Annotated in this window: 17 protein-coding genes; 10 read left to right on the top strand and 7 right to left on the bottom strand. The window is 66.9% G+C overall.

All coding sequences use genetic code 11. The annotated features are described in order from the left end of the window. Window positions 1-417 precede the first annotated feature (417 nt). On the bottom strand, window positions 418-1,668 hold the full coding sequence (locus tag ACWDSJ_RS26275; protein ID WP_450034986.1) for a hypothetical protein: 1,251 nt from the start codon (window positions 1,666-1,668) through the stop codon (window positions 418-420). A 513-nt stretch (window positions 1,669-2,181) separates the two neighbouring features. On the opposite strand from ACWDSJ_RS26275, the gene ACWDSJ_RS26280 reads away from it, so the two are divergent. Then, a complete protein-coding gene (locus ACWDSJ_RS26280) occupies window positions 2,182-2,799 on the top strand; it encodes a hypothetical protein (RefSeq protein ID WP_450034988.1) in 618 nt (205 codons plus the stop codon). A gap of 432 nt (window positions 2,800-3,231) precedes the next feature. On the opposite strand, the gene ACWDSJ_RS26285 is transcribed toward ACWDSJ_RS26280, so the two are convergent. Together ACWDSJ_RS26285 and ACWDSJ_RS26290 are read right to left on the bottom strand one after the other, a co-directional pair. Then, on the bottom strand, window positions 3,232-3,702 hold the full coding sequence (locus ACWDSJ_RS26285) for an SLOG cluster 4 domain-containing protein (RefSeq protein ID WP_450034989.1): 471 nt from the start codon (window positions 3,700-3,702) through the stop codon (window positions 3,232-3,234). Between the two features lie 3 nt (window positions 3,703-3,705). Further along, a complete protein-coding gene (locus tag ACWDSJ_RS26290) occupies window positions 3,706-4,983 on the bottom strand; it encodes a hypothetical protein (protein ID WP_450034990.1) in 1,278 nt (425 codons plus the stop codon). 334 nt (window positions 4,984-5,317) lie between these two features. Between ACWDSJ_RS26290 and ACWDSJ_RS26295 the strand changes: the two genes are divergently transcribed. Genes ACWDSJ_RS26295 through ACWDSJ_RS26315 form a run of 5 tightly spaced genes read left to right on the top strand, consistent with a single transcriptional unit; the run spans window position 5,318 to window position 10,973 of the window. Continuing rightward, on the top strand, window positions 5,318-6,508 hold the full coding sequence (locus ACWDSJ_RS26295) for an NAD(P)/FAD-dependent oxidoreductase (protein WP_450034992.1): 1,191 nt from the start codon (window positions 5,318-5,320) through the stop codon (window positions 6,506-6,508). Further along, the gene (locus ACWDSJ_RS26300) at window positions 6,505-7,593 is read left to right on the top strand and encodes a DegT/DnrJ/EryC1/StrS family aminotransferase (protein ID WP_450034993.1); all 1,089 of its coding nucleotides are present in this window, start codon (window positions 6,505-6,507) and stop codon (window positions 7,591-7,593) included. Before ACWDSJ_RS26295 ends, ACWDSJ_RS26300 begins: the two co-directional genes overlap by 4 nt. Window positions 7,594-7,599: 6 nt before the next feature. Beyond that, the gene (locus tag ACWDSJ_RS26305) at window positions 7,600-8,547 is read left to right on the top strand and encodes an NAD-dependent epimerase/dehydratase family protein (protein WP_450034995.1); all 948 of its coding nucleotides are present in this window, start codon (window positions 7,600-7,602) and stop codon (window positions 8,545-8,547) included. A gap of 6 nt (window positions 8,548-8,553) precedes the next feature. Next, a complete protein-coding gene (locus tag ACWDSJ_RS26310) occupies window positions 8,554-10,173 on the top strand; it encodes a carbamoyltransferase family protein (RefSeq protein WP_450034996.1) in 1,620 nt (539 codons plus the stop codon). Window positions 10,174-10,178: 5 nt separating this feature from the next. Then, window positions 10,179-10,973: a class I SAM-dependent methyltransferase gene (locus tag ACWDSJ_RS26315; RefSeq protein WP_450034997.1), complete on the top strand. Its 795-nt coding sequence runs from the start codon at window positions 10,179-10,181 to the stop codon at window positions 10,971-10,973. Window positions 10,974-11,113: 140 nt separating this feature from the next. Here the strand turns inward: ACWDSJ_RS26315 and ACWDSJ_RS26320 are convergent, their stop codons facing one another. Next, window positions 11,114-12,175 (bottom strand): dTDP-glucose 4,6-dehydratase, encoded by a 1,062-nt coding sequence (locus tag ACWDSJ_RS26320; RefSeq protein ID WP_450034999.1) that lies wholly within the window; start codon window positions 12,173-12,175, stop codon window positions 11,114-11,116. 264 nt (window positions 12,176-12,439) lie between these two features. On the opposite strand from ACWDSJ_RS26320, the gene ACWDSJ_RS26325 reads away from it, so the two are divergent. After that, on the top strand, window positions 12,440-12,661 hold the full coding sequence (locus tag ACWDSJ_RS26325; protein ID WP_450035000.1) for a hypothetical protein: 222 nt from the start codon (window positions 12,440-12,442) through the stop codon (window positions 12,659-12,661). An 87-nt stretch (window positions 12,662-12,748) separates the two neighbouring features. Here the strand turns inward: ACWDSJ_RS26325 and ACWDSJ_RS26330 are convergent, their stop codons facing one another. Both ACWDSJ_RS26330 and ACWDSJ_RS26335 read right to left on the bottom strand, forming a co-directional pair. Then, window positions 12,749-14,599: a tetratricopeptide repeat protein gene (locus ACWDSJ_RS26330; RefSeq protein WP_450035002.1), complete on the bottom strand. Its 1,851-nt coding sequence runs from the start codon at window positions 14,597-14,599 to the stop codon at window positions 12,749-12,751. A 140-nt stretch (window positions 14,600-14,739) separates the two neighbouring features. Next, window positions 14,740-15,207, bottom strand: a complete 468-nt coding sequence (locus ACWDSJ_RS26335) for a hypothetical protein (RefSeq protein ID WP_450035003.1) — start codon at window positions 15,205-15,207, stop codon at window positions 14,740-14,742. Window positions 15,208-15,619: 412 nt separating this feature from the next. Between ACWDSJ_RS26335 and ACWDSJ_RS26340 the strand changes: the two genes are divergently transcribed. After that, window positions 15,620-15,976: a hypothetical protein gene (locus ACWDSJ_RS26340; protein WP_450035005.1), complete on the top strand. Its 357-nt coding sequence runs from the start codon at window positions 15,620-15,622 to the stop codon at window positions 15,974-15,976. Between the two features lie 173 nt (window positions 15,977-16,149). After that, window positions 16,150-18,126: an NACHT domain-containing protein gene (locus ACWDSJ_RS26345; RefSeq protein WP_450035007.1), complete on the top strand. Its 1,977-nt coding sequence runs from the start codon at window positions 16,150-16,152 to the stop codon at window positions 18,124-18,126. A 53-nt stretch (window positions 18,127-18,179) separates the two neighbouring features. Here the strand turns inward: ACWDSJ_RS26345 and ACWDSJ_RS26350 are convergent, their stop codons facing one another. Then, window positions 18,180-18,413 (bottom strand): hypothetical protein, encoded by a 234-nt coding sequence (locus ACWDSJ_RS26350; RefSeq protein ID WP_450035009.1) that lies wholly within the window; start codon window positions 18,411-18,413, stop codon window positions 18,180-18,182. A 195-nt stretch (window positions 18,414-18,608) separates the two neighbouring features. Here ACWDSJ_RS26350 and ACWDSJ_RS26355 point away from each other — a divergent pair, with 195 nt between their 5' ends. Then, window positions 18,609-22,739, top strand: a complete 4,131-nt coding sequence (locus tag ACWDSJ_RS26355; protein ID WP_450035010.1) for an nSTAND1 domain-containing NTPase — start codon at window positions 18,609-18,611, stop codon at window positions 22,737-22,739. Window positions 22,740-22,924: the final 185 nt, after the last annotated feature.

Raw genomic sequence — 22,924 nt, forward strand, 5'->3', positions numbered from 1 at the left:
GAATGCCTCCCGCAGCACATCCATTGGTATTTCGACGACGGCTTCCCCCGACGGTGTCTCTTTGTCCACGACGTCGCCCTGGACTGCAATTTTTCCTGTCTCAGTTGTGAAAATTGTCGGACAGTCGTCTCGACCGCAATTGCCGCCAGCGATCTTTGTGAACTCCATAACCAACTCCTGATTATGCGGATACGTGACTCGAACGATTGCATATGTCCGGCGAAGCCGTCAAGCGTCATGCACGAAACCGCATAAACGGTACATGGTTGGGTTCGCGGGGCCAGCCTGGGGGCAAGCCGACCGCCTTCCTGTGTGGACGCTGCGATCGACAAGCTGCTCACCAGTGAATGGTCGATCACGGGATGGCGTGGCTGCTTCGGCAACCTCGATGCACCCGAAGGATTTACGGCAGGGCGGTCAGGGTGCTGGGGCTGGAACCTCATACCCGGACGAGAGCAGGGCGTTCCGCAACTGGCGGCCCTCGTCTCGAATGGGCGTGGCTGGTTCGACGGTGTCGAGGTAGTCGACTGCTTCTGCAAGGGCGGCGGCGGTCCGGGTGGAACGTATCTCATCGACGAGGGGCAGTATCCGACAGATGGTATCGGCGGCGTCCCGCCATGCCTGCGCGCGAATCTGCGCGTTGAGGAGTGACGCGAGATGGATGTAACGAGAACGGGTTTGGTCGATCGGGATCGCTTCAACGGAGGCGCGGAAGACGTCAGCGGATTTGGTCCAATCGCCGCGGTCAGCCAGTATGGTTGCCTCGTGCCAGCCCAGTTCATGGTCGCTGATCCACCACACCCACGGGGGATCGTTGTCCTGAATACCGTCGAGGTATAGCGATCGGGCCTTCGCAAGTGCGCGCGCGGAGGACGTTTCGTCGCCGAGGGATGCCAGCGCGCGAGCCTCACGGACGCGAAACATCGCCTCCAGTCGAGGTGACGGGGGCTGTTGCTCTAGGACCATCTGCGCGATCCGCAGCGCTTCAACCGGGCGCCCGAGGTACACCGCGTGCATAGACACGTTCTGCAGGGTGAGCAACTCCATGGTGCGATCGCCTGCCAGCTTGCTCAAATGTAGGGCCTCGTTGTTCACCCGGCGTACCAGCTCGTGCTCGCCCGCGTCGTAGAGCAGCCATCCGGTGACTTCGCCCAGCTCGCCTGCAGCAGCGTAGAGATCGCGCTCGTTCGCCGCATCACATCGCGCCACTCCAAGCTTTTGATGGACGGATCGGAAATATTGCAGCGCCAACCCTGAGGATTGGTCACCGCCAAACGACAGGTCCAGCTGCACCAGCTGTCGGATACGACCGTGGAGGGTCTCGACGTAGTCGCTGCCGAGTTCGACCGGGAAGGCAGGCGGCGGCGCGGTGAACTGTAGACGTCCCGAGATGGATGTGATCTCGCTGGGTGGATGTTTCTTCGCCGTGGAAGGTCGGCTGCCACGGTCGCGCCATCCCGTCTCGCCAGCGGCCACGATCTGTTCGAAGCGTTCCCGGTCCTCCGGCGAAGTGTGCAATTTCAGCGTGGTGTCGAGGATGGCCTGCGTGCTGAATCGGGGTTTCACCGCGCTGAGGCCGTTGCGCCAGTTGGTGATGGTTGTGGTCTCGACACCGAGTAGGGAGGCGAATTCGCGCACGGATTTGCGCATGGCCTCTTGTAGCGCCACGGCTTCGAATCCTGTCCACTGCCTCCCGCGGAGCATCGCCTTCCCCTGGTAACTCGAACGCCCGACCCAGCTAGTACGCGCTTACGCCCACATTACGCCCACATCTCGCGGTTACGCCCGAAACCGCCTGTGCGCCAAGCTCGAAAGCGGTATCCGGCACTGGGGTGACGCCGTACTTCTCGCGGTGCACCGACCTGCCCAGTGGAACGGCATAGCCGGTGGTTCTGGACTTTCTGGAGCCCCCGGTGCCGGGACCTCTGCCCTGATCGACGCACCGTCCAACCCGGAGGTACCAATGGTTCACAGCCTTGCTATGCACCAGACCCTTGCTCTGAACGTACCGCAAACCCATACCGAGCCCGAGATACCGTTGGGCGTGGACGAGGCTCACCTGGAGATGCAGGTGCACATCGAATGCGATGCGAGCAGCTGCCCGCGGAAGGCCGCCGCGGTGCGGACCTTGACCGAGGCAGGGCGCATGGTTCCGTCGACGACCCACCTTCAGTGGTCGCGATGACCGTATTCGCGGACGACGACGACAATCCCCGCCGCGAACAATCGGATTGCTCGCTCGGTCGCCATGATTTGGCCGAGACCTTGGAATGGGCCCCGCACGAACCACTTCCGTCCAGCCAGTTGTTCCTGACGGCCTTCGCAGGGACCGCGCCGCTCACCGCATCAGATATCCTTGATCCCGCAGCCGACCTGGTGGCTTGTCATCGGCAGAGGCGGCTGGCGTTGGAAGTGCTCTCCAGCCGCACCGCGTCGCTCGAACAGCTACGTCACGCTGGCGGCGAACTCGTTGTGGCACAAGAAGATATCCAGATACTTGTCACCGTCATCGACGGTGCGGTGGCCAACCGTCTCACGCCGCTCAGCAGCCATACCGAGCAGATCGAGTCTGTGCTGGATACACAGCCTCTCATCAGAGGGCGAATTCCGGTCCATACCGAATCGATCGGTGAGATCGCTGCTCGGATGGCGCGTTGGTGGGAGGCAATCTTCGACAAGGCCCAGCATGGCCTGACCGAGGATTGTCCCGAAGTGGCGCAGTTGTACGAACTGTGTCAGGGATACGACTGCCTGGCGGCAGAAATCGAATGCGGTCGCCGCTTGCCCACCGGTATGTGATCCGTCATGCGGCCCCCACGGCAGCCTCGGAGGATCCGGCACATCCACATCGAATCTGGTCCCCTGAAGGTGGACTACCAAGCCCCGGCTGAGCAAGCTGAAGAGGTGGCCGATGAACTGGCGGGTCCGTTCGCCGACTTCGAAGTGGTGGTCACGGTCGACGACGAAGTCCGGCCAGACCTACCAACGCTTCCTTGTGGAGAGCTGTGGGACTGACTCCCACACACTGGGGTTGGCCCGGATTGTCGGCCGTCTCGACGGAGGCGTGGTCTGGTGGACGGGACGTCGCGCCAATGAATTGCGGACGCGATGGTTCGCAGGCCCGCGATGTTCACGCCGAGGCCGTCTAGGTACTCGTGGCCCTGTTCCACGGTGTCCAGGGCGCGAGTGTGGGAGCGGCTCGACCTCCGCGCGTGTCGGACCGGATGTGGGTCAGCGTGGCACCTTCGCTACGGCGTCTTCGGGGCTTGAGGCGGTGATCGCCGCGTCGAGGGGGTTGCCGTCCGCGTCGTGGATTCGCCATCCGCCGAGGGAGATGATCGGGACGTTGCCGCGTCGGTTCGCCAGTGCCAGTTCTGACAGGGTTCCCCAGGATCCGCCGATCACGATGACGGCGTCCGCGGACTCGACCAGGATGGCGTTGCGGGCTTCGCCCATGTTGGTGTAGAGGACGGCGGAGAGTCCGTCGCAGATCTTGTTGGGGTCGGTGTCGGGTCGTACGCCGATGACCAGCCCGCCGGCGCGGGAGGCTCCGTCGGCGACGGCGGCCATGACGCCGGTGCCGCCGCCACACAAGACGGTGGCGCCTGCTTCGGCGAGAAGGCGGCCCACCTCGCGCGCGCGGGCGGCGTCGGTGTCGGTGCAGTGGCGGGGGCCGCAGACGGCGACCTGCGTGGGGGGCACGCCTTACTCCTTTGGCGGTCGTGCGGTGTAGGCGCTGAAGAGGCTAATGCGCTCGGACAGCTCGCGCGCGGCGCGGGTGGTGGGCGCGATCGCGGTCAGTTCGGCTGCTGTCTTGGTGACGCGTTCGATGATGGGTGTTGTGCGTCGTTCGACTGGCAGCTGTAGCACCGTGGTGATGCGGTCGGTGGCCGCGTCGAGGTCGCCGAGACCCAGATGTGCTCGGGCAGCGTCGAGTTGGGCTGCGGCCACGAATTCCGCGGGGCTGTCGGTATCGAATTCCTGGAGCGCGTTGTCGGCGTGTTCGAGGGCTAGGCGGTGGTGGTCGCGGCCGCCGAGCGCGAGGTGGACTTCCGCGGCGTAGTAGCGGGCCTTGCCGGGGTGGAACCACATGACGCCCGGTTCCTCGTCGACGGGGCCGACGCGTTCGACGGCGTCGAGCGCGATGTCGAGGGCGGCGAGTGCGGCGTGTGGTTCGAGTTGCGCGGCGCGAGCGCGGGCGAGTTGGCTGGCCAGTCGTAGCCGTGTGGACGGGTCGGTCATGTCGGCGAGGCCGAGGTCGGCGTAGCGGGCTGCTTCGCGGTGGTCGCCTTGCCAGTAGGCGATGAAGCTCTGGAGCCAGCGTACGTAGGCCGCGAGATGCTGGTCGTGGGCGTAGTCGGCGGCGAGCCAGGCTGAGCGGGCGTGGATTTCGGCGTCGTGGGGCCGTCCGAGGTCGGCGCAGGCGTGGGCGAGCAGGGCACAGAGTTGTCCGGCGACCAGATATAGTTCGCCGAGGTATTCCGGACGTTGGCGGCTGTCGATCATCTCGAAGACGTCGCGACGCAAAACAGACAGGGCGGGGATCAGTTCCAGCGGCGCTCGGGTCAGGTAGTCGGCGGCGAAGCGCCGCACGTCGGAGTGGAGCTGGTCGAGGACGGTGCGGTCGACCGCACCGGCGCCGCGCCGAATCCAGCGTGCGGAGTCGTCAGTGGCCATTCTCAGCTCCTGGTCGAGCAAATCGGGTCGGGTCGAGAGCCCTTGTGGGCGAGTGGCTTCGGCCCCGGCGGGTGAGACCAGGACGTCATAGTCCAGTTTCCAGACTTGCTGCGCGACGCGCTTGGCGGCGGGGTGGGGGTGGATCACGGTTCCCGCCATCCAGCGGTGCAGCTGGCGGGGCGACAGCGTCACCGAGGTGCCGCTCTGCGCGGCAAGGGTGTTGAACATGCCGCACCACTCGTCGATGGTCCGGTTTCCGGCGTGGACGAGTCCTTCCAGCACGGTGCGGGGTGTGGCTGCTCTCATCGGCGAATTCACCTCGGTGATGTGCGGTGAAGCCACCGTATCCGCCGAGTGCCAAGTCGCGGGTGTCCTTCGAGCGGAATGTCAGATGGAGGTCAGACAAACGGCGCGACGGCGACATTGTGCCGTCAGAGCCATCCGCGCGATGGTTGTCCCAGCGCTCGCCGCCGTCGAATCCGTCGGAGCTTGTGGCTGGGTACCTGGCAAGAGTGACGCCGCCGACCAGCCGCTGAGCCGAACGTCGCGGCGGCGAGCGCCTTCCACGCTCTTGGGGCCTCCGCGTCTTTGAGGGCCTCGGCGTGGGGAAAGAGCTCGGACGACAGGGGAAGTGCCGGAAATGACACATCGGTATGACTGCATCGTCATCGGTGGCGGAGTCGCGGGATTGATGACGGCGGCGCGGCTGGCCGCTCGAGGTATCGCTGTGGCACTGCTCGAAGGTGACCGTCTCGGCGCGGGCGCGACGACCCGCAATCACGGGATGGTGCATTCCGGGGCGATGTACGCGCGCTGGCATCCCGAGATCGTGGCGGCATGTCGGCGAGCCCAGAGCGCCTACCGGGCCTCGTTTCCCGAGTGCGTGTCCGGCATCGAAACCTGTTGGTACATTGGGAAACCCGACACGATGGCCGAGTACGAGGCGAGGTGGCGGCACCACGACATCGCGGCCCACGGACTCGACGCCGGGCAGCTGCGGGAAGTGCTTTCCGCCGCTCCTGCTGCGGAGGTGCATGGTCGGGCTGTGCGCGAGGTGTTCATCGACACCCACCGGTTGATCATCGACTTGGCCGCGCGTTGCGTCGCGAGCAACGTCGCTGTTCTGGTCGGCGTGTCGGGCTTGCGGGTGGAGGCGGGTCCCGACGGTGTCCGCGGCGTCGAGACGGCCGCCGGTTTCCTTTCGTCGCCGAACGTGGTGTCCTGCAACGGGATGGGCGCACACGAACTGCTCGCTCGGTCGGAGTCGGTGGTGTCGGTCGAGTTGTCGTCCCGGCTCGAGATGATGATGGCTTTTCCCGGCGAATTGCCCTGCGCCATCACCGGTTTGGAATTCGGATGGCCTGCGGTGGCGCCTTCGGCCGCGGGAGGGGCGGTGCTGGCGTCCTGGTACGGCGCGCCGCAGCGGTTCGTGCACGCCCGGGCGCGCTGGCCGGTCCCAGCCGCCGACACCGCCGAGCTGGCCGCGGTCCTGCGGCAGTGGTTGCGGCCGGGCCTGATCGACACCTCGGCCGGGGTGGGGTGGATGTGCAGCAAAACCGAACACACCCGCGGGCGGGGCGATCAGTGGGGCACCGAGCCCGACTTCGCGGTCATCGATCATGGTGCGCGCGATGGGATCGCGGGGTGGTGGACGGTGCTGCCCGGAAAGATGACCCTCGCGTTGCACGCCTCCCAGGCCGTCGTCACCGCGATCGCCAGGGACGAGGAGCCGTTGCCGCTCCCGGGAGAGCATGACGGGTGCGGTGAAGACGTCGCCGAGCTGGTCGAGATCTCGCCGTGGCGTGCCCATTGCGAGGCGGTCGCGCGATGATCGAACCGTTCACCGCCGCGGTGCCCGAGGACGAGATCGCCACCGTCCTCGCCGCGAGCGAGCAGATCCTGCGATCGGGGCAGTTGGTGCTCGGCCCGCACACCCGGGCTCTCGAGGCCGCCGTCGCGGCGATGGCCGGAACAGGATACGCGGTCGCGGTGAACTCCGGGGCCAGCGCGCTGGAGATCATCTTCCGGGCCGTCGACGCGCGCCGGGGCACGGTCCTGATTCCGACGAACACCAATTTCGCCACCGCCGCCGCCGCGGTCAACGCCGGAGCCCGAATACGGTTCTACGACAGCGGCCTATATCCGGACGTGGCCGGGATCGAATGTGCCCTCGACGAGCAGGTCGTCGCGGTCGTCGTCGTGCATATCGGCGGATACCTCAGTCCGGATCTGCCGCGACTGACCCGGTTGTGCCATCAGGCGGGTGTGCGGCTGATCGAAGACGCCGCGCACGCCCACGGGTCGGCCCTCGACCAGCAGCCCGCTGGCGGTTTCGGATACGCGGGGGCGTGGTCGCTGTTCGCGACCAAGGTCGTCAGCACCGGGGAAGGGGGTGTCATCACCACCAACGATCCGGACCTCGATCGGCTCGCTCGCCAGTACCGCGATCAAGGCAAGGACGACCGGGGCCGACATGTGGTCTGGGGCGGAAGCTGGCGCATGACCGAACTCGGCGCCGCGCTCGGTGCCACCCAGCTCGATCATCTCACCCGAGACCGGGACCAGCGGCGCGCCGTGATCGACCGCTACAGCAGCGCGCTCGCCGACACCGGACTCCATTTCCCGACCCCACACGGCCCGGTCAGCGGCCACAAATGCATCGCGCTGCTCGCCGACGGTTCCGCCCCGGAACGGTTTCGTGCCGCGCTGGCGGCGCGCGGTGTGCGGCTCGCGCGTGGAGTCTACGAGCGGCCTCTGCACCGCCAGCCGATCTTCGACACCGTGAGCGTCGCGGAACGGTTCCCCGCCGCTGACGAGTTCGCCGCCCGCCATGTCTGCCTGCCCCTGTGGCGCGGCATGCCCGACGAAACGGTAACGCAGGTCATCGCCGCCGCCCGCACCGTCTTGGAGGAGTGAATTACGTTGCCCAACATTGTCATTCCCGGCGCCGCCGGTTTCGTCGGCACCCACCTACTGGCCCGAATTCTCTCCGATTCGCGGCTGGCCCACTACGAGCGCCTGGTGCTTATCGACCCGCTGCGCCACGGCATACAAACGATTCCGCCTGCGGTGGTGCGCGATCCGCGGGTGCGGTTTGAGGCACAGTCCATCTACGCTCCCGGAGTCGCCGAAAACCTGGTCGGCGCAGGTGATCTGGTGATCCACGTGGCTGCGGAGGCGAACACCGCCGACCACCCCCAGGAGTCCGTCGCCGACGAACCGCTGTCGTATCTGCGGGCGCTCGTCGACGCGGGCATCGGTCGGCTGCTGTTCCTGTCCAGCGCGGATGTCTACGGACACAACGACTCCGACGATCTGACCGAAACCGACCCCGTGCGGCCGACCACCATCTACGCGGCGGCCAAGGCGGCGTTCGAGGCGTACCTGTCGGCCTTCCACGCCCAGCACCGCCTGCCGGCAACGATATTCCGGCCGGTCACCATCTACGGGCCCGGCCAATTTCCCGGCTGGCTGATACCGGTCGTGATCACCCGAGCCTTGGCCGGGCAGCGGGTCACCCTCTTCGGAGACGGCAACGCCCGCCGGGACTGGATCCACGTCCACGACGTCTGCGACCTGCTCCTCGCCGCCGCCCGCACCGACCACGCCGACATCCACGGCCAGATCTACAACATCGGCACCGGCCACGAGTACACCGCCCTCACCGTGACCCGCCGCATCCTCGACATCATCGCCCACCCCGGCACCGGCATCGATTTCGCACCCGCCCGCCCCGGCGATCCGCCCCGTCAGATCACCACCGCGGCGAAGGCGCGCGCCACGTTCGCCTGGACCCCGCGCATCGATCTCGCCGCCGGACTGGACACCACCATCGCCGCCTACCGGGACCACACCGACACTCAGGGGTGACACCGCATGTACGTGTTGGGAATCCACGGCACCTTCGGTCGCGCCGACCACGACGCCGCCGCGGTCCTGATCCACGACGACCGCATCGTCGCCGCCGCCGAGGAAGAACGGTTCGTGCGCTACAAGCACGCCGTGGGCCTCATGCCCGATCACGCGATCCGGTACGTCCTCGGTCAAGCCGCGATCAGCATGCGAGAGGTGGACGTGATCGCCTTCCCGCGCGCCACCTGGCGCGACTTCGCGCCGCGCCTGGAGGCGTACCTGTGGTACCAATTCGGGCATACGCCCCAGATCGAATACGTAGACCACCACCTCGCCCACGCCGCCTCGACCTACCTGATCTCCGGCTTCGACGAAGCCCTCGTGGTGACCGCCGATCAAGCGGGCGACGGCATTTCAGCGGCCGTATTCCGCGCCGCCGCAGGCGAACTCACCGCAATCGAAACCATCGCGTTCCCCGACTCCATCGGCCTCTACGCCGCCGCGATGACCCAATACCTGGGATACCGCAGCAGCCACGACGAATACAAGGTGATGGGCCTGGCCGCACACGGCACCGCGTATGCCCGGCAACCTCTGATGACCGTCGACGCGGGCGTGCCGCATATGAACACCGCCCTGCTGCACCGCGAGGTCTTCCACCGCCACCCGCTGTTCCACACCGACCAACTGCCCATGATCGGCGTCGACGCGCTGCCCGGCTTCCCGCCCCGCCGCCTGCCCAGCGCCCCGCTGACCACCGAGCACGCCAACGTAGCCGCGACGACCCAAGCGGTCATCGAAACCGCCGTGCGCGCGCTGGTCGACCGTCATCGCCGACCGCGCGATAGGCACCTGTGCGTCGCGGGAGGCGTCATGGAGAACTCCGTCGCAGTCGGTGACCTTCTCACCCGCGCCGAATTCGCCGACATCTACGCCGCGCCCGCGTGCGGAGACGCAGGCACAGCCCTCGGCGCAGCCCTGGTGATCGCCGCCGCCAACGGCCATCGTCCCCACAGACTCGACCACACCCACCTCGGGCCCTCCTACACCGACAGCGATATCGCCGCTGTCCTGCGCGACTGCGCCGTTCCCGCCACCACGACCTCCGATCCCGCCGACGCCGCCGCCGAACTCCTCGTCCAAGGCCGGATCGTCGCGTGGTTTCAGGAGCGAATGGAGTACGGACCACGGGCTCTGGGCGCGCGATCTCTGCTGGCCGACCCGTCCAGCCCGGCGACGCGCGACCGGGTCAACCGCATCAAGCGCCGCGAAGAGTTCCGCCCCTTCGGGCCCTCGGTACTCGCCGAACACGTTCCGGAGCTGTTCGGCCGCAGCGACATTCACGCCCCGTTCATGTCGTTCACCCTGCCCACCACCGATCTCTCGCCGATTATCGCGGCGACCCACATCGACGGCAGCAGCCGACCACACACCGTACCAGCAGGCCCGGGCCTGTACCGGCGACTGATCGAACGGTTCCACGCCCGCACCGGGATTCCCGCGGTGCTCAACACCAGCCTCAACTCCGGATGGGAACCGATCATCGCCGACCCCCGACAGGCCCTCGCGTTCTTCTACTCCAGCCCGACCGACGCCCTGGTGATGGGCTCGCACGTCCTCACCAAACCCTCTCCCCGTCGGTGACGGCCGTGTCCGATCCATTGGCGCTGCTCGCCGCGCAGATCGCCACCCACACCCAGTACTCAGAGCACGACCTCGGCAGCGAGGTCCGTACGGCACTGGCACTCAACGGCACCGAAAGAATACTCGACATCGGCTGTGGCACAGGGCGATTCCTGCACACCCTGCGCGACGGCGGACATCATGGCGTGTTGGTCGGAACCGATATCCGCACCGCCGCCGTTGCCGCGGTTACCGCCCTGAACGCTGTCATCGGCGTCCAAGCGGACGCCGTGCGTCTGCCGTTTCGCGACGGAGTGTTCGACCGCGTGGCCGCGATGCACGTGCTGTACTACCTGTCGGATCCCGTGGCGGGGCTGGCGGAACTGCGTCGAGTGACCCGGCCAGGCGGCCGAATCGCGGTTACCCTCAACCACACTCCCACCGCGCCCCGACTACGCGCTCTCGTGACCGAACACGCTGCCCGCCGCGGATTCACACCGCTCTCCGCAACGGGGATATGGGCCGCCAGCACGACCACGGCGGCGTCGTTGGAAGTCGACACCGCTGCGGAGTTGATGCACATCGAGTTCGGGCATGTCACCGTGGACAGGCGAGACGACGCGCTGATCTTTCCCACCCCCGACACGGTACTGGCGTACGCAGACGTGCTGGCCCGCTTCGCCTGCGGCGTCCCAGAGGACTCGCCCCACCGGTCCCAGATCGCCCACAGCGTGGGCCTCGAAGTGCGAGAGTGGTTCCATCGACACGGCGGACCATGGCGCGACCCCAAGGGCTACACCGTGCTGACGGCCGCGCTCTAAACCCTCATCGTCTGCCGACTTCGATCCCAACCTGGCTCAACGGATCCCGAGAGGCACTCCGCTCGCACGGTGCCGAGCACCTGCCTCGCCCAGAGAGGTGGATACTCGGCCCGCCGCCGACCTCGCGCGCCAAACACTCGTCAGCGTGCCGCCGCCGCGTCGCCTGCCCTGCTCCAGTCGATGCCCAGTTCGCCTTTGTCGGCGAGGATCTGCTCCCACCACTCTCGGTGGTCGGCATACCACTTCACCGTCTCGGACAATCCGGCCTCGAACTCGTGCTGGGGCCGCCACCCCAATCCTTCGAGCTTCGCTGAGTCGATCACATACCGCCGATCATGGTTTGGGCGGTCCGTCGTATGCTCGATCACCTTCTCGGGATCGAACCCCAACTCGACGGCCACCCGGCGCGCGATCTCGAGATTGGTGACCTCACAGCGCGCGGAGATGTCGAAGATCGGCAACAGCCCTGGATCGGTCGCCGCCTCAGCCGGAATCGGATCGAGCTCGGCGTGCAACACCCGATGCACCGCGGCACAGTGATCCGCTACATGCAGCCAATCCCGGGTCTGCAGCCCGTCCCCGTAGACCGGGATCTTCCGGCCCCGCAAAAGGTTCGTCACCGCGAGGGGAATCAACTTCTCCGGCAGCTGATACGGGCCGTAGTTATTGGCGCAGTGCGTCATCCGGATATCGAGCTCCGGGTAGGTCTGCATGTAGGCGCGCACCATCTGATCCCCCGCCGCTTTCGCCGCCGAATACGGCGTCTTCGCGTTCAGCGGTGACCGCTCGGTGAACCACTTCTCGTCCGTCCCCAACTCGCCGTACACCTCGATCGTGCTCACATGCACATGTGCCCGCACGCCCACCAGACGGCTGCACTCGGCCATCACCTGCGCCCCCAACGCGTTGCTCCGCATGAACACCGACGGCGCCAGAATCGCCCGATCGTTGTGCGACTCCGCCGCGAAATTGACCACGAACTCCGGGCTGTACCGCCGGTAGACCGCCATCATCGCGTCCAAATCGGCGATATCGGTCCGCTCGAACCGAATACGATCGCGCACCGGCGCGAGGTTCGACAAATGCCCGGCATGACCGATGTAGTCGACAACGACCACCTCCGCGTCCGGCTCCCACTCTGCCAGCAGATGCACATAGTTCGCGCCGATGAACCCGGCAGCTCCGGTCACGAGGTAGGTCATGGTGAACGACTCTAGCCTCCAGCCAGCGGTCCAGTTGGTCACTCTCATTGCCGGGTACCTCAGCGGGACCCGCCCGTGATCGGTGATCACCGGTGTGGCCCTACCACGGTGTGAGCGGGTCTGCGCGCTGTTCGATGGATGCGACAGCGGCTCCCACGAACCTCGGGCGAATGGGGCGTGCCGGAATGGAATTCGTGCTGGCGGCCCCGCCCGAACCCGTCCGCGGGCGGGGAAACGGAGGCGAACGTGTCTATGGTCGCGGGCGTGACCGTCGATAAGGACCTTGCGTCCTGGAAAGTTGCCCACCACAACGCTATTCGAATCCTGTCTGCGATCCCGCCGCGTGACCGCGACATCCTGATCCTGGCCATGACCGGCGACTCCGTCAGCGACATCGCAGCCATGTCGGGCGTGGCGCCGATGAGCGTTTACCGGAGTCTGCTGAAAGCTCGGCGCGCGTGGGTGCGGTGTCTGGTGGCGCGCTGAGCAGGTCGTGCTACCGCCCGCTAGTCCGCACGTGCTGTCGGGAGCGAAACCCCTTGTGGCGAAGAAGTACGAGAATACTCCTGCCGGTCAAGGTTCTTCGCGTTCGTTACACAGGGTGTCGAGACTGTTCATCGTGCAGGTGTGTCCGCTGTCCGCGGCCTTGCGCAGCCAGATCTCTGCCTGGGTCCGGTCGCCGTCCTCGGCGAGCAGATGACCGAGGCTGGTCATCGCGTAGGTGTTTCCGGCGTCGGCGGCCTTGCGCAGCCAGATCTTTGCGTGGGTCCGGTCGCCGTCCTCGGCGAGCAGATGACCGAGGGTGAACATCGCAAAGGTGTCCCCGGCCTCGGCGGCTTTGCGATACCAGGTCTTGGCCTCGGCCCTGCCACCGCTTTCCTCCCACAGACGGCCGAGGCTGAACATTGCAAAGGTGTCTCCAGCAGCGGCGGCCGCGCGCAACCAGATCTCGGCCCGAGCGGGATCGCCGTCCTCGGCGAACAAGCGGCCGAGGCTGAACATTGCGAAGGTGTCCCCAGCAGCGGCGGCCTTGCGCAGCCAGATTTCGGCGTGGGCCCGATCACCGTCCTCGGCGAGCAGACATCCGAAGTTGGTCATTGCGTAGGTGTCCCCGGCCTCGGCGGCTTTGCGATGCCAGGTCTCGGCCTCGGCCCTGTCACCGCTTTCCTCCATCAGACGACCGAGGCTGAACATTGCGAAGGTGTCCCCAGCGTCCGATGCCTTGCGCAACCAGATCTCGGCTTGGGCCCGGTCACCGTCTTCGGTGAACAGACGCCCGAGGTTGAACATGGCGAAGGTATCTCCGGCGTCGGCTGCCTTGCGCAATAGGGTAAACGCCGCCGGGCGGTTGACACGGTCGTAAGCGACCAAGCCGACTGCTATCAGGGTGTGTGCGTCAGTGTCACGGGTCGCGTTGTGCCAGAAACTGTTTGGGATGGGGCGGGGTGCGCGGTGGGCTTGGCCGTCGTCTGCGGCGATGAGGTAGTCGAACGCAGTGTAGCCGCGGGTGCCGTCGTCGATATAGGTGGTCCGCAATGCCGCCGCGCGTCCTCCACCCGGGGGTGGTGTGCGTGCCACGCGAATGGCGTCGCGCACCCCCGTGGCGGTGGCATCGATGTGGGGGTGCGTGGTTCGCAGCTGTCGGAGAGCGAGGTCGATGAGGATGGGTTCTGGGATCGGGTCGGTACGCCCGATTCGAGCCCAGTCCACCGCGACCGCGATCACCGCATACAGCAGCGGGTCGGCGGCGCGGGCATCGTCGTAGCGGGCCAGCAGCTCCGGTGCTCCTGCCAGGACCTCTCCCAGCCCATGGTCACCACCGGCGCGCCCCCCGTAGGCGCGCGCCGCTGCGGCACGCTCGGCAGAGTCCTCGCTCGTGGAAGCCAGGTCGATGATGAGCGCTTGCTCCAGCAGCATTCGGGTCTCCAGCCGCAACTCACCCTCCGCGCGCAACCGTGCGCGCATCTCCGAACGCAACGTCGCCACCAGGATCGTGCGCCCTCGCCGCGCGCGCCATCGGGCGAGCACCGCAGGACTCAGTGGAACACCGCTGGTGAGGTAGATATGCAGGTCATCGAGCCACACCACCAGGGTGTCGCCGGTGTCGGTAACTCCCGGATGGGATGCGAGCTCGGCCATACCTTCTGCCACGGGCCACACCACCCGCGCCTCGCGGTCGAAGGCGCGAATCGCTTCAAACAGGGTGCGGGTCTTGCCCGCTTTCGACGGGCCCACCACGACCACGAGCCGGTTACCGGTCAACGCCTCCGCTAGCCGCTCGTCGACCTGGTTGGCGGTGCGCGGCACGTAGCCGTCGCGGTGGCCGTACTCCCCGGCACGGCCGAACGCCGAACTCGTCGCCCCCAACCGGTACGGATCTAGTTCACCGACCCTGAACAAATCCGAGGTCCCGAACACCTGCACCAAATCACGCAACGACCGCGACGACACCCCCGACACAGGAGTTCCGACGGTCACCGGCCCGTAGAACCGACTCCCGGTTGTGCTGAAACTCGTCCCGCCTCCAAGCGTGACCGGGGCGATCGGCGCGGGAGGTCCGGGTGTCAGTCCCGCGCCGTGGAAGGGCCCGGCGACTGCGCCGCTCCACCCGCCCGTACCCCGTAGATCTCGGTGGCACCCTGGATCCGGGAATCGCGCACCCGCACCCCGTCACCGGTGGAATCGACATCGGCAATCGTCAACGCCGCCGACACCAACCCCGCCACATCCACCCCGACCACCGCCTGGGGGGCGTGCTGCTGCACCGCCTCCAACACCGCGGCCGCTGCGGTCCCCAACTCGACATCACCCGCCGCACCGGCGTCCTCGAGGTCCTCGGCCAAAGAGTCCTTCTTCGACTGCGACTGCGGCTTGCGCTCAAGCGCCATCACGTCCACGTCGCGGTATTTGCGGGAAATCAGGGTTTTCAACCCCGCGTAGGCGTCCTTGATCGCCTGCGCCGCAGTGTCGCCCACCCCCGCGACCGCGCCTGCCGCGATCGCCGAAACCACCACTGCCGTCACCGGATCCATAGCGCTATCCTCCCACGGCACCGGCAAACTCCCCCCGGTTCGCGGACCTACCCCGATTGCGGAGATGTCAGGCCACCACTCGCCGTCCCTTCAGATCCGGGTGAAGTTCGCCCTGTTGGAGCGGGGTGCGCTCGAACCGCGAGCGGACCGACACCTTCAGCGCATCGCCTGAGCTGGGTGTTCTGCGGTTTGGCTACCGTGCCGCAAAGGTGCGCCGCTTCCGACCCTGCCCTCGTACAGGAGGTAAAGTAACCGCGGAAAGTTGAGACACGATTCCACGACGAATCGTATGCGAGATTTTCCGTGAAACTTCCGGGAGAGATCCCACACCGCGCGCTGGCGGCTCCTGGCCGGGGCCGAAGCGCTCGGCACCGAGATCACCGACCCGCTGCCGCCCCTGGTCCCCCTCAGCGTGACCCGAGCCCTGACCGGTAGCGCCGCAGCATTCGGCGCCGCCGAGCCGCGCTACACCTGGCTTCTGGCCACCCTGTGCGCGGCCTGGCACCTGATGCAGCAACCCACCCTCGCCGAGACATCCACCACCAGCGCCGACAAACGCACCGCCCGGGCGCTGGCCCGCGCCGCACGGCCCGCCCCCGCGGTGACCGTGGTCGAGTTGCGCAAGCGCTACCGTCCCACCCGAGCCCAAGGTCGGTCGCACCTACCACCACCGCTGGGTCGTCACCGGGCACTGGCGCAACCAACCCCACGGCACCGGCCGTGCCCTGCCCAAACGCATCTGGATTCCCGACCACCCCAAAGGACCTGACGACGCACCCCTGCTCGTCCACGAACGCGTCAACGTCTGGCGCCGCTGAACCAGCTGGCCACGACGCCCGGCAGCATCCGGAAAGCGACGCCCAGGCGATTCGGGCGCGCCGGGATGTGTCACATGGCAGGCTGTTTCGCGTGTCAGGGGTGGAAACTGCTGCGGTGCGAGGCGTGTCGTCGCTGCTGAAACCGGCAGCGAGGTGGGTGTGGAAGCGATGGCGGCCGGACACCAGCAGGGCAGCTCGCGCGGTACTGGCCGATAACCTGGCGGACCGGGTGCGGCGACAGGAGGAGCGGCTGCGAGATCAGCTGGGGGCGGGTCCTGGCGAATTCATGCACGTCGAGTTCACCGCCGTCGTGGCCCGCCCGCACCGCGACGGAACGATCGAGTCGGCCGAGGTATCGGAGATCGCTACCTACTTCGACCTGATGGCGGCACCGCGGCGGATGGTAATACTCGGCGAGCCGGGAGCCGGAAAGACCGTAGCGGCAACGCATTTGATGCTCGGGCTGCTCGACGCCCGCCGTGGGCTACCCGACGCGCGCCGCGCCGAGGAACCAGTTCCGGTCAAGGTCAACGCGGTGGGCTGGGATGGCACCGAAGCCTTCTCACGATGGTTGGCCACACGCCTGGGATTGGATTACCGGCTCCGTGCGCCGATCGCGCGGGCACTGATCGACGCGGGGTTGGTCCTGCCCGTACTCGATGGCCTCGACGAGATGGACCCCGACCACAGCGACGACCCCAAGGCCCGGGTGATGCTGGACCGGCTCAACGAGACACCGTGGAAGAACCGCCCGGTCGTGGTCGCGTGCCGCAGTGCCGAATTCGATGCACTGGCCCGCCGCGGTCACGACAACGGGCTGCACGGGGCCACCAGCATCACCTTGAAGCCCTTCTCGCAGGATCAGGTCCGAGCCCACCTGGCTGCGTACCGGCGGTCGATCGGCGCCACAGCCCCGGGCTGGGACGCGGTCGACGCCCGCCTCCGCGACCAGCCCGACGGGCCCCTGGCGGCCGCGTTGCGCACCCCGTGGATGCTCGCTCTCGCCGCGAGCACTCTGCGACACGACCCCGATACCGCCACTCGGCTCCTCGATCGCACCGACCTCGACGCTGTTCGCGATCTCTTGTTCACCGCGCAGATCCCCGCCGCGATCGCCGGTACCGAGCGGACCGGTCCGTACCGCGACTACACCGACGACAACGTCCGGGCCTGGCTGCTGGCACTGGCCGGATGTCTCGACCACCGTCGCGATACCGGCCTCGACGGCACCACCATCCGGCTCGACCAAATCTGGGAGATCGCAGGATCTACCCGCATCAGGGTCTTACACGGTGTTGCCGTCGGGCTCGTGTCAGGGCTCGTGTGCGGGCTCGTGCTCGGGGTCGAGCACGGTTTCGGGCGCATACTCGGGCTCACCACGGGAATCGGGTACGGACTCACAGCGGGGCTGATCAACGGCAGCGTTCGTGAGCTACCAGCACAGCGCATTGTGTTGCCAGCCCCGGATCTACCGTGGTGGCGCCGCGGGCCGGCAGTCGGCTCCGCGGCCGGGCTCGTGTTCGGGCTCGTCGTCGGGCTCGCGGCCGGGCCCGCGAACGGGCTGTCGGCCGGGCTCGTGTCCGGGCTTCTAGTCGGGCTCGTGGCCGAGCGCTCCCCCGAGCCCACGGACGGGCGTTTTGCGGATGAGAAGGGTGAGTTGCGTAACCCCGTTCCTGTCGACGAAACACGGCTGATCAAAGACGATATTCGGGCTGCGGCGACCGTAGTTGGATGGACGGTGGTCACATTCGCGCTCTTGGGCTCGCCCATGACCAGCCTTAAGTTCGGTCCCACTGCCTGGCTCGATAAACTGATTGCCTTCCTCGCAAACGGGCTCGCGATCGGGTTCGTTTTCGGGCTCACATTCTTCGGCGCCTCCGTGCGGTATTTCATCGCGACGCTGGTTTTTCGGTTCACGTCCGCCTTTCCTTCTCGACCTCGCCTGTTTCTCGACTGGGCTCGCCGCAGTGGCCTTCTGAGAGTCACCGGCGCCGCGTACCAGTTCAGGCACGAGACCTATCGGCTGTGGCTGCGTCGACATTCAGACCCGGGGACAAAGAACGCGAACCCCGAAGAACAACCGGACGCTACCGTCCTGTAGCTCGACGCCGATCAACAGATCGATGCGCGACCGCGCCATTTGAATGGCCCAGGCTACGTCACGGACTGCGACCCATCACGAAATGTCGGTAGCGTCTCGTCGCGAAATTTCCGCCGACGCCGCGCGGATCGTGTGGACCCATGCCTGCCAGTCGGCGACCGCTCGACCTGCCGCGCCCACACCGGATCGCAGACCAACTCGCCGTCGTACACCTCGCCCAGCGGTGACCCGCGCTCCGGTCCGCCGCGGGTGAGGGCGAGCAGCCAGCCGGGCTCGATTCCGGCCATTCCAAAGGACCCGACGACGCACCCCTGCTAGTTCACGAACGCGTCAACGTCTGGCGCTGAATCTGCCTGTTCCGCCCGGCGAGCGCGTCGCACAGCCCCTGCCGACCACGACCGGAGTGACAGTTCCCCCGAGATGGGGGTGGTGGTTTGTTTACGATACGGGTGCTAACGCACGAGGGGAAAGGGGTGGGGGCCGTGTCGCGTGTGTTCATCAGTCATTCCGGTCGTGACAGCGCGTGGGCGCTGGCTGTGGCGCGGTGGCTTGTCGCGGAACAGCCGGACTTGGCGGGGGAGATCTTCCTCGACATCGATCCCGAGACCGGGATCCGTTCAGGGCAACGCTGGAAGGATGCGCTGCGTACGGCCAGCCAACGCTGCGAGGCTGTAGTGTGCCTGGTGTCGCGGAACTGGTTGGAATCTCGGGAATGCGAAGCGGAGTATCGGGCGGCCGAGTATTTCGGAAAACGGATTTTCTGCGCGCGGATCGAACGTCCCGAGGGCGGGGAAGACATCACCCGCGAGTGGCAGCACTGTGATCTGTTCGGTGAAGGCCCCTACGTCGAGATAGACGTCGGACCGAGCCGTGAGCCGGTACAGGTGCGTACCGCCGGGCTGCAGCAGTTGCTGGCCGGGTTGCGAGCCGCTGGAATCGGCTCCGAGCATTTCTCGTGGCCCCCGCTCGATGAGCCGGATCGCGCGCCGTATCGAGGGTGGGTACCGTTCGCGCCGCAGGACGCGGCGGTGTTCTTCGGACGTGACGGCCAGATCCTGCGCGCGATGGACATGCTGCGGGTAATGCGAAATGACGGGACCCGGCCATTGTTCGTCGTCGTCGGCGCGTCGGGCACCGGCAAGTCATCGTTCCTGCGGGCCGGGCTTATTCCCCGACTGCGGCGCGACGACCGGCATTTTCTCGTGCTGGAAATGATGCGCCCAGGTCGTGACGCGCTCACCGGCACCCACGGACTGGCCGCGTCCCTCCACGCCACCCGTCGGCAATTGGGATTGCACACTCCGGATCTGGGTGTCATCAAAACAGCGCTTGCCCACCACGACACCGCGAGTACGCGGCGGTGGTTGCTCGACATCCAGCAGGCCGCCCACCAGCAACTCGTCGATACCGGTGCGGAGACGGCGACGCTGGTGTTGCCGATCGATCAGGCCGAGGAACTGGTGTCGGCCGACGCTGGAGCCGAGGGTCGCGTGTTACTGGCGTTGCTGGCGGATCTGCTGCGCGTTCCCGTGGATCAACGGCTGCCGCTGATCGTCGCGGTCACCATCCGGACCGACCGCTACCAGCACTTGCAGACTCACCCGGCTCTGACTGGCATCGACTCGGTGCTGTTCGATGACCTGAAACCGATGCCCCGCGACCGGTTTCGCGAGATCATCACCGGTCCCGTTCGCCGCAGTCCCCGTCATCTCGAACTCGCCGCGGATCTGGTCGACCGGCTGATCGACGACTGCGGTGAGGGGACCGACACCCTGCCGCTGCTGTCGCTGACCCTGGCTACTCTCTACCGCGACTACGGCACCGGCGGCGCGCTCACGGTGTCCCACTACACCCGCCTCGGTGGAATCGACACTATCGTCGCGACTGAAGTCGCTGGCGTGCTGTCCCGCGACCCCGCTGTCCGCCAGGAGGAGCTCGCGCTGCTCCGGTCGGCGTTCATTCCGTTTCTGGTCACGATCGCCCCGAATGGTGATCAGCCGCTACGGCGAACCGCGCGCTGGGACGATCTGCCCGCCGACGCCCGCCCGCTGATCGACCGCTTCGTCGACCGGCGCCTGCTCGTCAAGGATCACCGCACCCACGGCGGCCGTATCGAGACCGTGGTCGAGGTCGCGGTTGAGAGCCTGCTGCGGCAGTGGGACGACTTGGCCGCATGGCTGCGGGAAGAAGCCGACGACCTGCGAACCGCCGAGAACATCGAACGCGCCGCCGAGGACTGGCACCGCAACGCCCGCGCCGACGCCTGGCTGGCAACCGGCGCCCGCTTGATCGCCGCCGAAGCCCTGGCGGGCCGACCCGGCTACCGTGAGCGACTCGCCACCACCATCGACTATCTGGTCGCCGCACGGCAGCACGAAGACGCCCGCCGTGCCGACATCTTGCGCGAGGCCATCCGCCACGCCACCGCGTTACGCACCCGTGTCCGGATCGCGATCGCGTTCGCCACCGTCGCGGTACTGGTCGCTGTTACCGCGGGCTTCTACTATTTCCGCGCCGACGCTGCCGAACGCCACGCCACCAGCCTCGCCAACGCAGCCCTCGCCGCGCGCCTGCTGCAAGACGCCCAGCTACGCTTCACCGCCGGTCACCGCGACGACCGCCGCGCTGTCGTGGAAGCCCTCGCCGCGCACGCTCTGTCCCCCGATACCGCCGAGACCGGGCTGATCACCGCGCAATACCAGACCCGCAATGTTGCCAAGATCACTGGTAAGCTGCACATTTCCGCTTTGGCGGTGAGTGAGGAGACCCGCCGGATCGTCAGCGATGACGCTGAGGTGTGGGATCTCACGTCGGATGCTGGTCCGCGCGCGCTGCTCGGTACTAAGGACAGCCATGCCCTCGACGCCACGGCGATGAGCCCAGACGGCCGCTGGCTGGCCAGCGCGAGTAGCGACGTTGGAGTACGGGTGTGGGACCTTGCAACGGAGGCCGAGGCCCGTGTCCTGCCCGACTCAGCGACTCGCGTCGTCAGGGCTGTCGCAGTGAGCACAGATGGCCGCTGGATCGTCGCCGACGACAGCACGGGTGACAACGGGTCGATGCTGGTGTGGGATCTGGCGACGGGCGTCGGGCCCCGTGTCCTGCCCGGTCCCGGGAAGATCGGCACCGCCGCCTCCCTGGCGATCAGCCCGGATGGTCGTTGGATCGTCGCCGCTGGCTATTCGGCGGCAGATGAGTCGGTGCGGATTTGGGATCTTGCCACAGACGCCGGGCCCCGCGCCCTGCCTGATATCAAGCACCACAGCGTCGAGGCTGCGGCCGTGAGTCCGGACGGGCGCTGGGTGGTCACCGCGTACTACGGGGATGCGGTGCGGGTGTGGGATCTCGCAACGGGCGCGGCGCCTCGTGCCCTCCCCGAAACCGCGGCTGGCAACACCTATTCCGTGGCGGTAAGTCCAAATGGTCGCTGGATCGTCGGTGCCGACCGCGCGGGCACAGTGAGGGTGTGGGATCTCACGTCTGACGCTAGCCCTCGCGTCCTGCCCGATACCCGCAGTGGCACGGCCCGCTCCGTGGCGGTGAGTCCGGACGGGCGCTGGGTCATGGACATCGACTCGGAGGGGGTTGTGCGGGTGTGGGATCTCGCGACAAATGCCAGACCTCGCCCCTTGCCCGATCGTAAGACCTCCCCTCCTGAAGCTCTGGCGGTGAGTCCAGATGGTCGCTGGATCGTCGAGGCTGGGTCGATCAGCCCGGATGGTCGCTGGATTGTCGAGTCTGAGACAAGTTTCCAGGGTCGCTCGATCGTCCGCGGCAATGGCTCGGCGCGGGTGTGGGATATGGCGACGAACGCCGAGCCCCGCGTCCTGCACGGTGCAGGAGACGACTGGGGCGAGATTGTGGCGGTGAGTCCGGATGGTCGCTGGGTCGTCAGCGACACCAACGGGGTGGTACGCGTGTGGGATATGGCGACGAACGCCGAGCCCCGCGTCCTGCACGGTGCCGCAGACCACTGGGCCGGGACTGTGGCGGTGAGTCCGGATGGTCGCTGGATCGTCGACAGCGACTTCGTGTATGGGATAGTGCGGGTGTGGGGGGATCTCACGTCGAACGCCGAACCTCGTGTTCTCGACGAGCTGCGCTACACCCAATACCGGCTGACCGCTGTGGCGGTGAGTTCGGACGGGCGCTGGCTGGCCGGAGTCGACCAGGAGGGTGCGGTGCTGATGTGGGACCTCACCTCTCGCAATCGATTCCGTATTTTGCCCGGTCTCGGTTCCAAGGAGACCACGGTTGTGGCGGTGAGTCCAGACGGCCATCTGGTGGCAACCGGCGACGATACAGGTGGGGTGCACATCTGGAGTACTACTGCGAGCCAGGCCGAGACTGCGTCGATCCCGAGCGGCTTGGACGAAATTGGCGGCCTGGCGTTCGATACCGAGAACCGGTCGATCAACGTCGCATCGAGTGGTCGGGTGTCGCGGATCGTCAGTTTCGCCGATCTCCCCTTCGCGGTTCCGAACCCGAAGTCGTTGTGCGCCAAGCTGGCGACACCGATGACCGAGGGCGAATGGGACGCATGGGTGACACCGAGCCTGCCCCCCGCCCGGCTGTGCGACCCCCCGGCCTCACAGCCCCACCGGGGAAACTGACAACGGTCACGTCCGTAGCCGCCAAATCGCAAGCAAGCCGGTTCATCCCGATCGCGTCCAGCACCTTCTTACCTCGCGGCCACGGCCGTCTTTTCGAGTCAGAGCCGCTTCGATTGTCGGTCAGGCGGATGCGAACGGGCCATTGCTACGGCAATGCTCTACACCTCGCGGGGCGGGCGACGGGT

This window comes from Nocardia sp. NPDC003482 (assembly GCF_053588115.1).

Excerpts from the sequence above, each read along its gene's own strand:
- ACWDSJ_RS26280 (WP_450034988.1), top strand. The coding sequence starts at position 2,182 with ATGACCGTATTCGCGGACGACGACGACAATCCCCGCCGCGAACAATCG.
- ACWDSJ_RS26295 (WP_450034992.1), top strand. The coding sequence starts at position 5,318 with ATGACACATCGGTATGACTGCATCGTCATCGGTGGCGGAGTCGCGGGA.
- ACWDSJ_RS26300 (WP_450034993.1), top strand. The coding sequence starts at position 6,505 with ATGATCGAACCGTTCACCGCCGCGGTGCCCGAGGACGAGATCGCCACC.
- ACWDSJ_RS26310 (WP_450034996.1), top strand. The coding sequence starts at position 8,554 with ATGTACGTGTTGGGAATCCACGGCACCTTCGGTCGCGCCGACCACGAC.
- ACWDSJ_RS26320 (WP_450034999.1), bottom strand. The coding sequence starts at position 12,175 with ATGACCTACCTCGTGACCGGAGCTGCCGGGTTCATCGGCGCGAACTAT.
- ACWDSJ_RS26335 (WP_450035003.1), bottom strand. The coding sequence starts at position 15,207 with ATGGATCCGGTGACGGCAGTGGTGGTTTCGGCGATCGCGGCAGGCGCG.
- ACWDSJ_RS26350 (WP_450035009.1), bottom strand. The coding sequence starts at position 18,413 with ATGGCCGGAATCGAGCCCGGCTGGCTGCTCGCCCTCACCCGCGGCGGA.
- ACWDSJ_RS26290 (WP_450034990.1), bottom strand. The coding sequence starts at position 4,983 with ATGAGAGCAGCCACACCCCGCACCGTGCTGGAAGGACTCGTCCACGCC.